At 64.5% G+C, this 13,762-nt stretch carries 12 protein-coding genes; 8 read left to right on the top strand and 4 right to left on the bottom strand.

Annotated elements, in window-relative coordinates; translation table 11 throughout:
• Window positions 1-34: 34 nt before the first annotated feature.
• Together alaS and ugpQ are read right to left on the bottom strand one after the other, a co-directional pair.
• Complete coding sequence (alaS, locus tag RY831_RS05335; protein WP_326505290.1) at window positions 35-2,662, bottom strand: alanine--tRNA ligase; 2,628 nt, start codon at window positions 2,660-2,662, stop codon at window positions 35-37.
• A 136-nt stretch (window positions 2,663-2,798) separates the two neighbouring features.
• Window positions 2,799-3,584, bottom strand: a complete 786-nt coding sequence (gene ugpQ / locus RY831_RS05330; protein WP_326505289.1) for a glycerophosphodiester phosphodiesterase — start codon at window positions 3,582-3,584, stop codon at window positions 2,799-2,801.
• 125 nt (window positions 3,585-3,709) lie between these two features.
• On the opposite strand from ugpQ, the gene RY831_RS05325 reads away from it, so the two are divergent.
• The 7 genes from RY831_RS05325 to RY831_RS05295 all read left to right on the top strand — a co-directional run bounded on the left by RY831_RS05325 (window position 3,710) and on the right by RY831_RS05295 (window position 11,329).
• Complete coding sequence (locus RY831_RS05325) at window positions 3,710-5,551, top strand: sensor domain-containing protein (protein WP_326505288.1); 1,842 nt, start codon at window positions 3,710-3,712, stop codon at window positions 5,549-5,551.
• Between the two features lie 155 nt (window positions 5,552-5,706).
• Entirely contained in the window at window positions 5,707-6,954 is a 1,248-nt protein-coding gene (locus tag RY831_RS05320) for a CaiB/BaiF CoA transferase family protein (protein WP_326505287.1), read from the top strand.
• A 49-nt stretch (window positions 6,955-7,003) separates the two neighbouring features.
• Window positions 7,004-8,611: a gamma-glutamyltransferase family protein gene (locus tag RY831_RS05315; protein WP_326505286.1), complete on the top strand. Its 1,608-nt coding sequence runs from the start codon at window positions 7,004-7,006 to the stop codon at window positions 8,609-8,611.
• A gap of 156 nt (window positions 8,612-8,767) precedes the next feature.
• Window positions 8,768-9,148 (top strand): DUF2306 domain-containing protein, encoded by a 381-nt coding sequence (locus tag RY831_RS05310; protein ID WP_326505285.1) that lies wholly within the window; start codon window positions 8,768-8,770, stop codon window positions 9,146-9,148.
• Between the two features lie 23 nt (window positions 9,149-9,171).
• Window positions 9,172-9,450, top strand: a complete 279-nt coding sequence (locus RY831_RS05305; protein ID WP_326505284.1) for a 2TM domain-containing protein — start codon at window positions 9,172-9,174, stop codon at window positions 9,448-9,450.
• On the top strand, window positions 9,447-10,541 hold the full coding sequence (locus tag RY831_RS05300) for a sensor histidine kinase (protein ID WP_326505283.1): 1,095 nt from the start codon (window positions 9,447-9,449) through the stop codon (window positions 10,539-10,541). The genes RY831_RS05305 and RY831_RS05300 overlap by 4 nt, the downstream gene beginning before the upstream one ends.
• Complete coding sequence (locus tag RY831_RS05295) at window positions 10,538-11,329, top strand: LytR/AlgR family response regulator transcription factor (protein WP_326505282.1); 792 nt, start codon at window positions 10,538-10,540, stop codon at window positions 11,327-11,329. The genes RY831_RS05300 and RY831_RS05295 overlap by 4 nt, the downstream gene beginning before the upstream one ends.
• A 23-nt stretch (window positions 11,330-11,352) precedes the next feature.
• On the opposite strand, the gene RY831_RS05290 is transcribed toward RY831_RS05295, so the two are convergent.
• Window positions 11,353-11,766 carry a hypothetical protein gene (locus RY831_RS05290; protein WP_326505281.1) on the bottom strand — a complete coding sequence of 138 codons (414 nt, stop codon included), beginning with the start codon at window positions 11,764-11,766 and terminating at the stop codon, window positions 11,353-11,355.
• Window positions 11,767-12,192: 426 nt separating this feature from the next.
• A complete protein-coding gene (locus RY831_RS05285) occupies window positions 12,193-13,275 on the bottom strand; it encodes a DUF2157 domain-containing protein (RefSeq protein ID WP_326505280.1) in 1,083 nt (360 codons plus the stop codon).
• Between the two features lie 147 nt (window positions 13,276-13,422).
• Between RY831_RS05285 and RY831_RS05280 the strand changes: the two genes are divergently transcribed.
• Complete coding sequence (locus RY831_RS05280; RefSeq protein WP_326505462.1) at window positions 13,423-13,752, top strand: YnfA family protein; 330 nt, start codon at window positions 13,423-13,425, stop codon at window positions 13,750-13,752.
• Window positions 13,753-13,762: the final 10 nt, after the last annotated feature.

The raw sequence follows: 13,762 nt of genomic DNA, 5'->3' as shown, positions 1-13,762 counted from the left end.
GTAATCCAAGACGTTCTCCTTCGCGCTGACCGCGTCAGGCGCGTTCGCGCACCCAGGCGCCGACACCGTCGAGCGCCTTTGCCAGGCCGCTGGGGTCGGTGCCGCCGGCCTGCGCCATGTCGGCACGGCCGCCGCCCTTGCCACCGACCTGCTGGGCGACGAAGTTGACCAGCTCGCCCGCCTTGACCTTGGAGGTCGCATCCTGGGTGACGCCGGCGATCAGGCTGACCTTGCCGTCATTGACGGCGGCCAGCACGATGGCGGCGGTCTTGAGCTTGTCCTTGAGCTTGTCCATGGTTTCGCGCAGCGCGGGCACATCGGCGCCGTTCAGCGTCGCCGCGAGCACCTTGATGCCGTTGATGTCGACCGCCTTGCCGACCAGTTCGTCGCCCTGGCTGGACGCCAGCTTGCCCTTGAGCGAAGCGAGCTCCTTCTCCAGGCTGCGCACCTGGTCGAGCACGCTGCCGATGCGGCTGGAAATCTCGGATGGCGTCGCCTTCAGCGTGCCGGCCACCTGGTTGACCGTCGATTCCAGCGACTGCAGGTAAGCCAGCGCATTCTCGCCGGTAACCGCCTCGATACGGCGCACGCCGGCGGCAACGCCGCCTTCGGCGACCACCTTGAACAAGCCGATGTCGCCGGTGCGCTGCACATGCGTGCCGCCGCAAAGTTCGCGGCTGGAGCCGATGTCGAGCACGCGCACCTCGTCGCCGTATTTTTCGCCGAACAGCATCATCGCGCCGGACTTCTGCGCTTCATCGATCGGCATCACACGCGCCTGCGTCGGATGGTTGGCAAGGATCTCGGCGTTGACGATGGCTTCCACCTTGCGGATCTGCTCTTGCGTCAGCGGGCCGTTGTGCGCGAAGTCGAAGCGGGTGCGCTCTGCATTGACGAGCGAGCCCTTCTGCTGCACGTGGCCGCCGAGTACTTCGCGCAGCGCCTTGTGCATCAAATGGGTGGCGCTGTGGTTGCGCACGGTGCGGGCACGCTTCTCGGCGTCGACCTTGGCGTTGACCACATCGCCCACCCGCATCACGCCTTCGACGATGCGGCCGTGGTGACCGAACACGTCGGCCTGCACCTTGATGGTGTCCTCGACCAGGAAGCGGGACGCGCCGTTGCGCAGTTCACCGGTATCGCCGACCTGGCCGCCGCTCTCGGCGTAGAAAGGCGTATGGTCAAGCACGACCACCGCATCATCGCCCGAGTTGGCTTCGTTGACCGCGGTGCCGTCGACATAGATTGCCGCGACCGTCGCGGTGTCATGAATCAGCTTTTCGTAGCCGTGGAAGGTGGTCGGGCTGCCGCTGTATTCGAGGCCCTGCGCCATCTTGAACTTGCCGGCCTCGCGGGCGCGCTGGCGCTGCTCGTCGAGCAGGGCATTGAAGCGCGCCTCGTCCACCGTCACGCCGCGCTCGCGGCAGACGTCGGCGGTCAGGTCGACCGGGAAGCCGTAGGTGTCGTGCAGCTTGAAGGCGGTGTCGCCGTCGATCTGCTGCGCGCCGGTGCCCAGCGCGCGCTCCAGGATTTCCATGCCGTTGGCGATGGTGCGGAAGAAGGCATCCTCTTCCTGCTTCAGCACTTCGGTGGCGCGCTGTTCGTTCTGGCGCAGTTCCGGATAGGCTTCGCCCATTTCCTTCACGAGCGCCGAAACCAATGTATGGAAGAACGGCTTGCGCGCGCCCAGCTTGTAGCCGTGACGGATCGCGCGGCGGGCGATGCGGCGCAGCACGTAGCCGCGTCCGGCATTGCTCGGGATCACGCCGTCGACGACGGTGAAGGTGCAGGCGCGGATGTGGTCTGCGATCACTTTCAGCGAAGGCGAATCCTTGTCGCAGTCGCCGCCGCCTGCGGCGTCGACGGCTTTCTTGGCCGCCGCGAGCAGCGTGACGAAGGTGTCGATTTCATAATTGCCATGCACATGCTGCAATACCGCGGTGATGCGCTCGAGGCCCATGCCGGTATCGACGCTGGGCTTGGGCAGCTTGTGCATCACGCCCGCTTCGTCGCGGTTGTACTGCATGAACACGTTGTTCCAGATTTCGATGTAGCGGTCGCCGTCCTCGTCGGGCGAGCCCGGGGGGCCGCCGGCCACATCGGGGCCGTGGTCGTAGAAGATCTCGGTGCAGGGGCCGCAGGGACCGGTGTCGCCCATCATCCAGAAGTTGTCGGATGCATAACGCGCGCCCTTGTTGTCGCCGATGCGCACGATGCGCTCGGCCGGCACGCCGACCGTCTTGTTCCAGATGTCGTAGGCTTCGTCGTCCTCCGCATAGACCGTCACCCACAGCTTTTCCTTGGGCAGCTTGAAGACTTCGGTCAGCAGTTCCCATGCGTACTGGATCGCGTCGTGCTTGAAATAGTCGCCGAAGCTGAAGTTGCCCAGCATCTCGAAGAAGGTGTGATGGCGCGCGGTGTAGCCGACGTTCTCGAGGTCATTGTGCTTGCCGCCGGCGCGAATGCACTTCTGGGAAGTCGTCGCCCGCGTGTAGGGCCGCTTGTCGAAGCCGAGGAACACGTCCTTGAACTGGTTCATGCCGGCGTTGGTGAACAGCAGCGTCGGGTCGTCGCCGGGAACTACCGGGCTGGACGCAACGATGGTGTGGCCCTTGGATTCGAAATACTTCAGGAATTTTTCGCGGATTTCAGACGATTTCATGTTCAGTGACGAAAAGGGGTAAGCGGAGAAGCGCGGGTGTACTTATAAACGCTTGATTATACGTGATAAGCACAGCGGGAAGCGGCGTGGCCGCATCGGCGGAACCGGGCCGCGAACCAGCGCGCCCGCCTCGGTTTCACGCAGCGAAATCGGGGCCGATCAGGTCGATGCGGTCGGTACAAAATGCGTCGACGCCCCAGCCAAGAAGTTCCCGCGCGCGTGCCGGATCATTGACGGTATAGCAAAACAGGCCGTACCCAGCCTGCTTCACGGCGGCGGCTTGCCCGCGCGACAACTTCCTGTGGTTGGTATGGATAGCCACCGCTTCAAGCGCCTTTGCCTGCTCATGCCAGCCCGGCGCAACGGCGTTCAGCGAATCCAGCAACAAGCCGCGCGGTATTTCGGGAGCGGCACGCGCTGCCTCGGCGAGCGCCTCGAGGGAAAACGATGAAAACAGCGGCAAGCCAGCGGCGTGGCGCGGCGTCCCGCCCTGTGCGGCTGCGGCGATTTCGCTGGCGAATAGCCGCCGCGTGATTTCACCGACAATCCAGCCGGTTTTCGCCTCATTGCCGGGTGCCGGCTTGATTTCAACGTTCATCCAGATGCCGTTGGACCTGCAGAAATACACCGCCTGTTCATACGTCGGCACCGGCTCGCCGCCGAACCCGGCATCGAACCAGGAGCCGGCGTCGAGTCTGATGAGATCAGCGGCGCTGGTTTGTGCAACCTGCCCTTCCCCGCGCACGGTGCGGCCGAAATGCGGATCGTGCATCAGCACCGGAACGTCGTCGGCCGACAGCATCACGTCGAATTCGACCGCATGGAAGCCATGGGACATTCCGCATCGCAATGCGGCAAGAGTATTCTCGGGGGCAAGAGTGCCGCCGCCGCGATGGGCAATGATTTTCGGATAAAACCACATGGCTTGATCTATGTCTCGGAATATTATCGAACGAGTCGTAGTCTAATGCCAATCGTTAATCCCCGGCGAAGCCGTACCGCGATGCAGTATGTCAACATGCGGCCAGCCCCTTACATCGAATTGCCATGTCAGCTGACAGTACCTTCTCCACGCCTTTCGATACATCCACTTTCATCATTCCGGCAGAGTGGCATGCCTTCTCCGACCTGTTGGGCGGTGCAGATACCGGCCTGCTCTTCCTGCGCGACGGTATCGTCCTGCATGTCAATCCGACACTCGCTTCGCAGCTTGGATACGAGGAGGACGAACTCGCGGGCCAGCCGCTGGAATCGCTTTTCCTCAGGCAAGATGGCGATGCGGTGCAGCCTGCCGCGAGCGACGGCAGCCACATACGGCTGCGCAACAAAAATGGCACGGCCCATGATTTCCTGCTGATCGCCAACCGGGTTGACACATTGACCGATGCAGGCTGCGTGATCTGGGTGCTGCAGCCGCTAATGTCGAAACGCGAGGTCGACGCCCCTGATTCGCCCAGCCGGCTTCGCGCCATCACCGAACATCTGCCCGACCTGGTGATGGTGTGCGACCCCGACGGCGGCATCAGTTATGCCAACAAGGCCTACGACAATCTCGTCGGCGCGCAGGACAGGCCGCTGGCGGAGCTGCTGCACGAGGAAGACCGGCCGCATTTCCAGCAGGCGCTGGCCGAGGCCACCGAAAGCGGCCGCACCGAACACCTGGCTTTCCGGATACGTTCGGGGGCCGGCGGCTGGCGTCATGTCGCCGGCGAGGTGCGCAATCTGCTGGCCGATGAAGACATTGGCGGCCTGCTGCTCAACCTGCGCGATGTCACCGAGGAAACCCAGCGGCAGCAGGACATCGCGGCGGAGAAGAAGCGGCAGCTGCACTACCTGACGCGGCTGCTGCAGATCGCGCAGCAGCCGCATGCCAACTTCTCGTCCGCGCTCAAGGTGATCCTGAAGTCGGCCGCGAAGGCCCTGGGCACGCACCGCTGCGCCTACTGGGACGTGCATGACGAAGCCCCGCGCACGCTGTGCATGCTGTCCTACGACGAAACGAAGCAGAACTTCATCGAGGAAAAGGTCGATCAGGCCGGCGACAGCCTGCATCCGCTGCTGCGCCACGTGCTGCGCAGCGAGCATCAGCTCGTTATCGCCGACGTCGACCAGGATCCGCGCGCCGCGCTGTATTGCGAGTATTTCCACGCGAATTCGATCAAGGCGGTGATCGCAATGCCGGTCAAGCACAACGACAAGTTCGTGGGCGTGCTGATGCTGTCGCATTTCGCCGAGGCGCGGCCGTGGCGGCGCGACGAATCCGAATTCGCCGAAAGCGTCGCCGGCGTGGTGTCCCTCATTCTCAGGGAAGTCGAGCGCGTCCGCGCGGAAGCGCAGGCCAAGCACTTCGCCCGCCACGACCGCCTCACCGGCCTGCCCAACCGCGACTCCCTGCTCGACCAGGCCGCCGACATCTTCCCGAAGCTGACCGCCCGCGCCAATACGCTGGCCGCCTTCTTCATCGATCTCGACGGCTTCAAGGAAGTCAACGACAACCTGGGCAAGGATGTCGGCGACGAACTCCTGAAGGCGGCGGCGATGCGCCTGCGCAACGTGGTGCGCAAGAACGACATCATCGCCCGCCTGGGCGGCGATGAATTCCTGCTGCTGGCGCTCAACCTGAGCGACATGAAGATCGCCGACGACATCGCCTCGCAGCTGGTGGACACCATGCGCGGTGCATTCTCGGTCGGCGGGCACAAGGTGCAGATTTCCGCCAGTGTCGGCATTGCGCTGTATCCGTTCGACGGCACCGACCTCGACACGCTAATGCGCAAGGCCGATATCGCGCTGGTGGAAGCCAAGCGGTCCGGCCGCGACCAGTACCAGATGTTCAGGCCGCAGATGAATGACGGCCTGCCGCCGGTCACGCGCAGCGGCCGCAACTGAGCGTATTCCATGCAGGAATCCGCCGTTCGGCGCGGATTCCTGCATGGGCCCGGACATGGGGTTAGAATCGGCAAGGCTTCACTGTACGCAATGGAGACGCGACGGCGAAGCGAAGTCCCGATGTTCCATCCACGCTCACCATCAATCATCAGAACATGCCTGCCACGCCAACCACGCCCGCCAAACAAGCGCTTTCCCATCTCCGCGTTCTCGACCTCACCCGCGTTCTCGCCGGACCGTGGTGCGCGCAGAACCTTGCCGATCTCGGCGCCGATGTCATCAAGATCGAGCGCCCGGGCGCCGGCGACGATACCCGCCATTGGGGACCGCCCTACCTGCGCGACGCCGAAGGCCGGGACACCAGCGAAGCGGCCTACTATCTCGCCGCCAACCGCAACAAGCGCTCGGTCACGCTGGACATCGCCTCGGCCGAGGGGCAGCAGATCATCCGCGAACTGGCGCGCCAGTCCGACGTGGTGCTGGAGAACTACAAGGTCGGGCAGCTGAAGAAATACGGGCTCGATTATGAATCGCTCAAGCGCGAGAAGCCGGACCTCATCTATTGCTCGGTCACCGGCTTCGGCCAGGACGGCCCCTATGCGCAGCGCGCCGGCTACGACTTCATCATCCAGGGCATGGGCGGCTTCATGTCGATCACCGGCGAACGCGACGACCAGCCGGGCGGCGGGCCGCAGAAGGCGGGCGTGGCGATCTCGGACCTGATGACCGGCATGTACGCGACCATCGCGGTCATGGCGGCGCTGACCCACCGCGACCGCACCGGCGAAGGCCAGTACATCGACATGGCGCTGCTGGATGTGCAGGTCGCCATGCTGGCCAACATGAATACCAATTACCTGGCCAGCGGACAGGCGCCGAAGCGCTGGGGCAATGCGCATCCCAACATCGTGCCCTACCAGACCTTCGCCACCTCGGATGGCTACATCATCGTCGCCGTAGGCAACGACGGCCAGTACCGCCGCTTCGTCGAGGCCGGCGGACGGCCCGACCTGCACCAGGACGAGCGCTTCGCCGCCAATCCCATGCGGGTGCGCCACCGCGACACGCTGGTGCCCCTGCTGGCGGAGATGGTGAAGACCAAGACCAAGCAGGAATGGATCGATGCGCTGGAAGCCGCCGGCGTGCCTTGCGGGCCGATCAACGACCTCGATGAAGTTTTCGACAATCCGCAGGTGCAAGCGCGCGGCCTGCGCGTCGACCTGCCGCATCCCAGCGGCGGCACGGTCAGGCTGGTCGGCAGCCCGATGAAAATGTCGGCCACGCCGCCGCGCTGCGATGCGCCGCCGCCGACGCTGGGCCAGCATACCGAGCAGGTACTGCGCGACATGCTGGGCTACAGCGAGCAGCAGATCGGTGAATTGCGCGGCAAGGGAACCATCTGACCCGGTTTCATCCTTGAATTTTCGCAGCCAAAACAACACAAGAGCAGCCATGGACGACTTCGACTGGAACAATCCGTATCCGACCACGCGCAGCCCGCTGATGGCGCGCAATGTCGTTTCCACCTCCCATCCGCTGGCCGCGCAGGCGGGCTTGCGCATGCTGCTGCGCGGCGGCAATGCCATCGATGCGGCGATCGCCGCCGCCGCGGTGCTGACCGTGGTCGAGCCGGTCGGCTGCGGCCTGGGCGGCGATGCCTTCGCCATCCTGTGGGACGGCGCGCAGCTGCACGGCCTGAATGCCTCCGGTCCGGCGCCGCGGGCCTGGACGCCCGACTATTTCAGGCAGAAGCACGATGGCAGGATTCCCGCGCTGGGCTGGGATACGGTGACCGTGCCGGGCATGGTAGCCGGCTGGGTGGAACTGTCGGAACGCTTTGGCAAGCTGCCCTTCGCGGAACTGTTCGACCCGGCGATCGATATCGCCGAGCGCGGCCACATGGTCGCGCCGGTGGTGCAAAGCAAATGGGAAAAGGCCGTTCCCAGGCTCAAGGACCAGCCCGGCTACGCGCAGGCCTTCATGCCGCACGGTCGCGCGCCCCGCGTTGGCGAGAACTTCGTTTTCGCCGATGCCGCGCGCACGCTGCTGCGCATCGCCGAAACCCACGGCGAGGCGTTCTATCGCGGTGAACTGGCGGAAGCGATGGCGCGGCATGCCAAGCAGAACGGCGCGGTGCTCACCGCCGACGACCTGGCCTCGTTCCGCCCGGAATGGGTGGCGCCGATCTCACGGAATTTCGGCGGCCATACCGTGCACGAAATCCCGCCGAACGGCCAAGGCATCACCGCGCTGCTCGCGCTGGGCATCATCGAACAGCACACGCAGTCCGACCCGCGCCGCTATGCGCTGGACTCGGCCGACTTCCACCACCTGATGATAGAAGCCGTCAAGCTGGCCTTCGCCGATACCTACCGCTGGGTGGCCGACGTCAAGCACATGACCGAGGTCACTGCCGCGCACCTGCTGGACGACGGCTACCTGGCCGAGCGCGCCAAGCTGATCGACATGAAGCGCGCAGGCAATGCGGCGCACGGCACGCCGCCGCGCGGCGGCACGGTATATCTCACCGCGGCCGATGAAAGCGGCATGATGATCAGCTTCATCCAGTCCAATTTCCTCGGCTTCGGTTCCGGCGTGGTGGTGCCGGGCACCGGCATCAGCATGCACAACCGCGGCTGCGGCTTCTCGACCGACCCGGCCCACCCGAACTGCGTGGCGCCTGGCAAGCGCCCTTTCCACACCATCATCCCCGGCTTCCTCACCCGGGACGGCCAGCCGCAGATGAGCTTCGGCGTGATGGGCGCGAACATGCAGCCGCAGGGCCATGTGCAGATCCTGACGCGCATGTTGTCGCATGGGCAACAGCCGCAGGCGGCCAGCGATGCGCCGCGCTGGCGCGTCAACACCGGCCTGGAACTCGACATCGAACGCGGCATGCCGCCCGGTGTCGTGGCGGAGCTGGCGGCGCGCGGGCATCAGGTCAATACCCGGACCAGCAGCATCCATGATTTCGGCGCCGGCCAGTTCATCTGGAAGACGGCCGACGGCTATGTCGCCGCCAGCGATACCCGGCGCGACGGCCAGGCCGTCGGCTTCTGAGCCTGCGCTTCGCCAAGGTTCAATCAACTTCACTTCAGCTCACTCCCGGAGCACGCCGGTTTACGCCGCAAAACCGCAGTTCGTCGCAATCCGCTTTCCCGCCTGCCGCGCCTTCCCGACAATGACCGCATCTAACGGCATTCTCGGGAGCGCATCATGGAATTCACTCCGGTCATCCTCATTCATGTCCTTGCGGCAAGCGGCGCCGTGGTGGCCGGCGGCATCGCATTGGCGCTGAAAAAGGGAACGACCCTGCACCGCATCCTCGGCCGCACCTGGGTCGCGCTGATGCTGGTGACCGCGCTGGGATCCTTCGCCATCCAGACCCGCGGCCATTTTTCCATGATTCACCTGCTGTCGGTGCTGACGCTGGCCGGCCTGGGCGGCTCCCTGTTCGCCGTCGCCCGCGGCCGCATCCAGTCCCACCGGCGCGGCATGCGCTACACCTATATCGGCCTTGTGATCGCCGGCGTCTTCACCCTGCTGCCCAACCGCCGCCTGGGTTACCTGGTCTGGCACAGCGTCGGCCTGGTCTGAACACCATCAAACAGGAGAACATCATGGAAGCTTCACCCTCGTATCGCGACGCCCGCCGCCAGGTCGAGCGCAAGCTCGGTTTCGGCATTCATCTGGCGGTCTACGTGGTGGTCAATATCGGCCTGGCCCTGATTAATCTCATGGCCTCGCCGCACAAGGTCTGGGCGGTCTGGCCGCTGTTCGGTTGGGGAATCGGGTTACTATTCCATGGCCTTGGCGTCTTCCTGCATGCACCGGGAGCCGCGTGGAAGGAACGCCTGATCGAACATGAAATGAACAAGCATCGCCGCCGCCTCGAATGAATCCAGTCAACCCGATCCAGACCACGCCTTCCGAATCCTATCCGCGGCTGCGGCGCTTCGTCGCGGATCTCGGTATTTGCTGTATCTTCAATACCGCGATTGCGCTGGCCATTACCTACGTGATGCGCGCCAACACGTCGTTCTACATCAGCTTCGTGGTGTCGATGTGCATCGGGCTGCTGATGGTAACCATCGTCGACGGCGGCCGCCTGCTGTTGTGGGGCACCGGCAAGCCGCAGCGCGTGCCCTTCTTCATGCTGTTCCTGGTGGCGCTGCCCTCGGCACACTACTTCGGCAACACATTGGCGAGCTGGATTGTCAGCATCCCGCGCGAACAGATTGCCGCGGTGCGCTCCAACAACATGGTCGGCTTCATGACCCTGTTCCTGCTGACCTGTATTGCGATCACCTGGTTTTTCTGGAGCCGGGGCAAGATGGAATACCTGACGGCGCAAGCCGAGGCCGAGAAGGCGCGTGCCGCCGCCATCGAGAAGCAGGCAATCCAGGCGCAGCTGCAGATGCTGCAGGCGCAGATCGAGCCGCACATGCTGTTCAACACGCTCGCCAACCTGCAGGGCCTGATCACCGTCGATGCCCAGCGCGCGCAGCACATGCTGGACCAGCTGATCCAGTATCTGCGCGCGACCCTGGCCTCATCCCGTTCGGAGAAGACCACGCTGGCGCATGAATTCTCGCTGATGGATGCCTACCTCAGCCTGATGCAGGTGCGCATGGGCGCGCGCCTGAACTACCGGCTGCACCTGCCGGAAGAGCTTCGCGCGCAGGAATTGCCGCCGATGCTGATGCAGCCGCTGGTGGAAAACGCCATCAAGCACGGCGTCGAACCCAAGCTCGGCGGCGGCCATGTCGAGGTGACGGCCGTGCGCGATGGCGGCATGCTGTGCCTGCGCATCGCCGACACCGGGCTCGGGCTCGATCCGGAAACCAAGCCGGCCGACATGCACAGCACCCACGTCGGCCTGGCCAACATCCGCGACCGGCTGCGCGCGCTGTACGGCGAGCGGGCATCGTTCCAACTGCTACCCAATGCGCCGGAGGGCGCGGTGGCTGAAATAAGGATTCCGACATGAACAGATTGCGCGCACTGATCGCCGAGGACGAGCCCATCCTGGCCTTCACCCTGCAGCAGACGCTGCAGCGGCTGTGGCCGGAAATGCAGGTCTGCGGCGTGGTCGACAACGGCGTGAGCGCGGTGCAGGAAACGCTGGCGCAGCGCCCGGACGTGCTGTTCCTGGACATCAAGATGCCCGGCAAGACCGGCATCGAGGCGGCCCAGGAACTGGCCGAGGACTGGCCGGAACAGTCGCCGTTTCCGCTGGTCGTGTTCGTGACGGCCTATGACGAATACGCGCTGCAGGCCTTCGAGCAGGCTGCCGCGGACTATGTGCTCAAGCCGGTCAGCGATGCCCGCCTAGGCAAGACCATCGAGCGCCTCAGGGCGCGGCTGCGGCAGCATGCGGAACGCGATGCGGCCCTCGAGCGCATCGTCGGGCAGCTGCGTACGCTGGTGCCGGCACAGTCGCAGCCGGGCGAAAGACTGTCCATCATCCGCGCCGCGGTCGGCAACCAGATCAGGCTGATTCCGGTGGCCGAGGTGCACTATTTCGAAGCCACCGACAAGTATGTCAACGTGGTGACCGGCGACGGCGAGTCATTGATACGGACCAGCCTCAAGGAATTGCTGCCGCAGCTGGACGGCAGCCAGTTCTGGCAGGTCCATCGCGGTACGGTGGTCAATGTGCAATGCATCCAGGCCGCCGTGCGGGACGAAAGCGGCAAGCTGTCGCTCAGGCTGCGCGGAAGGGATGCGATGCTGCCGGTCAGCCGCGTGTATGCGCACCTGTTCCGGCAAATGTGATTGCCGGGCGATCGGCTATGCGGCTATGCCGCGCGCTGCAGCGCAAACACCGCCAGCGGCACCGCCCCGTACAGCAGGGCCAGGGTCATGCGGGCCCGGTTGCCCAGCACCTCCCCCTTGGTGAAAGTGGTCAGGGCGAAGGTGCCGGCGCCATAGATCAGCGCCAGGAAGAACAGCACGCCGATGCCCAGCGACTGCACCGCCTGCCCGGTGATCTGGAATGCCAGCAAGACCGCCGCCGCCAGTCCCGCCAGCATGACCAGCCAGCCGAACGCGCTGCGGATGCGTCCGCTGCGGGGCCGGGCCTGGCCGTTCAGTTCCATGCGCCTGAGCCTGACATCGCGCTGCAGCAGAAACACCAGCAGCGAATCCACTTCCCGATACTGCAAAATGCCCACCGCGGCGGCGGCTTCCAGGTCCTCGCGTCGAATATTCATGCTCGCTCCTTGAATGTCTTGCACCGGATAACGCAGGGTCGAACATTCCAGCGGCATCTCGCTGCCGCTGGGATATGCATACCCCGATGACGAAGAAAGCGCCTGCGCTGCCGGCACATTGCATGGATGCCGGTGCTTCTGCGGAGCTGGACATTGCAGTCCAGCGGTGGAGCTGTGCGTGATGATGTGCGGAAGTTGTCCGGCGTCTGGCGCTTGGCTTACGTGGTGTATTAAAACCACTTTCAAATGCGAGGAAATAGATATACATCAAGGCACGCAGGCCAAACGCCATGTCCTTTAAGCAATGTCAATTACGAGAACTTGATATGCAGGATTTGAAGGCATAAAACGCCTTAATTCCGCGCTTTGGCCTGGTGTTTCAAGGCCTTCCGCAGCTCTGCGGGTTCCGGGAAGGAGCCGGCCGGATCAGGTCCTTCCTGTTTCAAGCAGTTCGCGCACCTGCGCCGGCAATCTTGCGCGCAGCCTGGCGGCGAGTGCGGCCTCATGCCTGCTCCACCAGAGTCCCAGGCCGATCAGCGCAAAGCCCAGCAGGCTCAGCGCCAGCACGAAGGCGATGCTGTTCTTGAACATGTTCCATGACAGGTCGCCCAGCACCAGTGCGATGCCGATGCCGCCGAATACCGCGAACATGCGGCGTCCCAGCAGCGCGCCGGTGAACACCAGGACGACATTGATGCCCAGGTAGACCAGCTTGCCGGCAAGTTGCCCGGAACCCATCAGCGACAGCGCGCCCCAGAAGGTCATGAGGCCGAACAGGTACAGCCAGTAGGCATAGTCCCTGCCGTGGCGGGTGCGCAGATCGATGAGGAAGGCCAGCAGCAGCATCGCCATGCCGAAGACCAGGGAAATCATCTTGCGCAGCTCCCAGGCGCGGCCGCTGAACCAGCCCCCGCTCTCGCCCGCCTGCGTAATCAGGGCCGGCCCCAGATCCATGCCCATGTACCACAAGGTGACGGCGATCGGCATCATCAGGAAGGGCGTGCGGAAACGCGCCAGCATGGCCGCGCCGGCCGCCAGCGTCGCCAGTTCCATCACCAGCCAGCGCCAGTCGATGTAGCGGTGATAGTCGCGGTAATGCTGCGCGTTAATGCCGTCGGCCCAGAATCCGAGCACATGCTGCAGGGCGAAGGTAGCCAGCGGCGCCAGGGCGACGGCGAGCACGGCGAAGATCCCGGCGGGAATGGCATGCCCACGCTTTTCCATCCATGCGGCCACGGCGACAGCCGCCGCCGCGTACAGCAACGAGACCAGCAGCAAAGCCTTCATGCCGGCCGCTTCCAACGCCAGGGTCGCAAATACCGTGGCGGCGCCGATGGCCAGCATGCCGCCGAAGTAGTACAGCACATGCGTGCCCGAGAAACGGGCGACCGAAGGATGCGGCGCCAGGGCCAGGCGCCGGCCGAGGAAATCCAGCAGGCCGTCGATCTGCACCGGTTCGAGCAATCCGGCGTCGGCCGCCGCCTGCAAATCTTCGCGTTTCAGTTTCATGGAGGCTCCCGGGTTATCATGCGCTCGCAATGTAACCTCGTTTCCGCCGCCTGCCTATCCGAAAGCGCCGAGCGGCCCTTCCCGCTACGGCGGGTCGCGGTTTGCGATACCGGAAATCCTGGCAATCACCGCAATCCCGAAAAGACCATGCTTGCCGCCAAGACCCTAGCCCTCTTCATCCTTACCGCGCTGGCCGAAATCATCGGCTGCTACCTGCCCTATCTCTGGCTAAAGAAAGGCGCGACGGCCTGGCTGCTGGCGCCGGCGGCATTAAGTTTGGCGCTCTTCGCCTGGCTGCTGACCCTGCATCCGAATGCGGCGGGCCGGGTGTATGCCGCCTATGGCGGCGTCTACATCACTGTTGCGCTGGCCTGGCTGTGGGCGGTTGACGGCATCCGCCCTTCCGCCTGGGATGTCGCCGGCGTGCTGGTGTCGCTGGCCGGCATGGGCATCATCATGTTCGCGCCCAGGGGGTAGCTAGACGGGA

Source organism: Noviherbaspirillum album, assembly GCF_035916955.1.
Classification (GTDB): domain Bacteria; phylum Pseudomonadota; class Gammaproteobacteria; order Burkholderiales; family Burkholderiaceae_D; genus Noviherbaspirillum; species Noviherbaspirillum album.
This window is presented reverse-complemented; position numbering and strand designations above follow the sequence as displayed.

Excerpts from the sequence above, each read along its gene's own strand:
- alaS (WP_326505290.1), bottom strand. The coding sequence starts at position 2,662 with ATGAAATCGTCTGAAATCCGCGAAAAATTCCTGAAGTATTTCGAATCC.
- ugpQ (WP_326505289.1), bottom strand. The coding sequence starts at position 3,584 with ATGTGGTTTTATCCGAAAATCATTGCCCATCGCGGCGGCGGCACTCTT.
- RY831_RS05325 (WP_326505288.1), top strand. The coding sequence starts at position 3,710 with ATGTCAGCTGACAGTACCTTCTCCACGCCTTTCGATACATCCACTTTC.
- RY831_RS05320 (WP_326505287.1), top strand. The coding sequence starts at position 5,707 with ATGCCTGCCACGCCAACCACGCCCGCCAAACAAGCGCTTTCCCATCTC.
- RY831_RS05315 (WP_326505286.1), top strand. The coding sequence starts at position 7,004 with ATGGACGACTTCGACTGGAACAATCCGTATCCGACCACGCGCAGCCCG.
- RY831_RS05310 (WP_326505285.1), top strand. The coding sequence starts at position 8,768 with ATGGAATTCACTCCGGTCATCCTCATTCATGTCCTTGCGGCAAGCGGC.
- RY831_RS05305 (WP_326505284.1), top strand. The coding sequence starts at position 9,172 with ATGGAAGCTTCACCCTCGTATCGCGACGCCCGCCGCCAGGTCGAGCGC.
- RY831_RS05300 (WP_326505283.1), top strand. The coding sequence starts at position 9,447 with ATGAATCCAGTCAACCCGATCCAGACCACGCCTTCCGAATCCTATCCG.
- RY831_RS05295 (WP_326505282.1), top strand. The coding sequence starts at position 10,538 with ATGAACAGATTGCGCGCACTGATCGCCGAGGACGAGCCCATCCTGGCC.
- RY831_RS05290 (WP_326505281.1), bottom strand. The coding sequence starts at position 11,766 with ATGAATATTCGACGCGAGGACCTGGAAGCCGCCGCCGCGGTGGGCATT.
- RY831_RS05285 (WP_326505280.1), bottom strand. The coding sequence starts at position 13,275 with ATGAAACTGAAACGCGAAGATTTGCAGGCGGCGGCCGACGCCGGATTG.
- RY831_RS05280 (WP_326505462.1), top strand. The coding sequence starts at position 13,423 with ATGCTTGCCGCCAAGACCCTAGCCCTCTTCATCCTTACCGCGCTGGCC.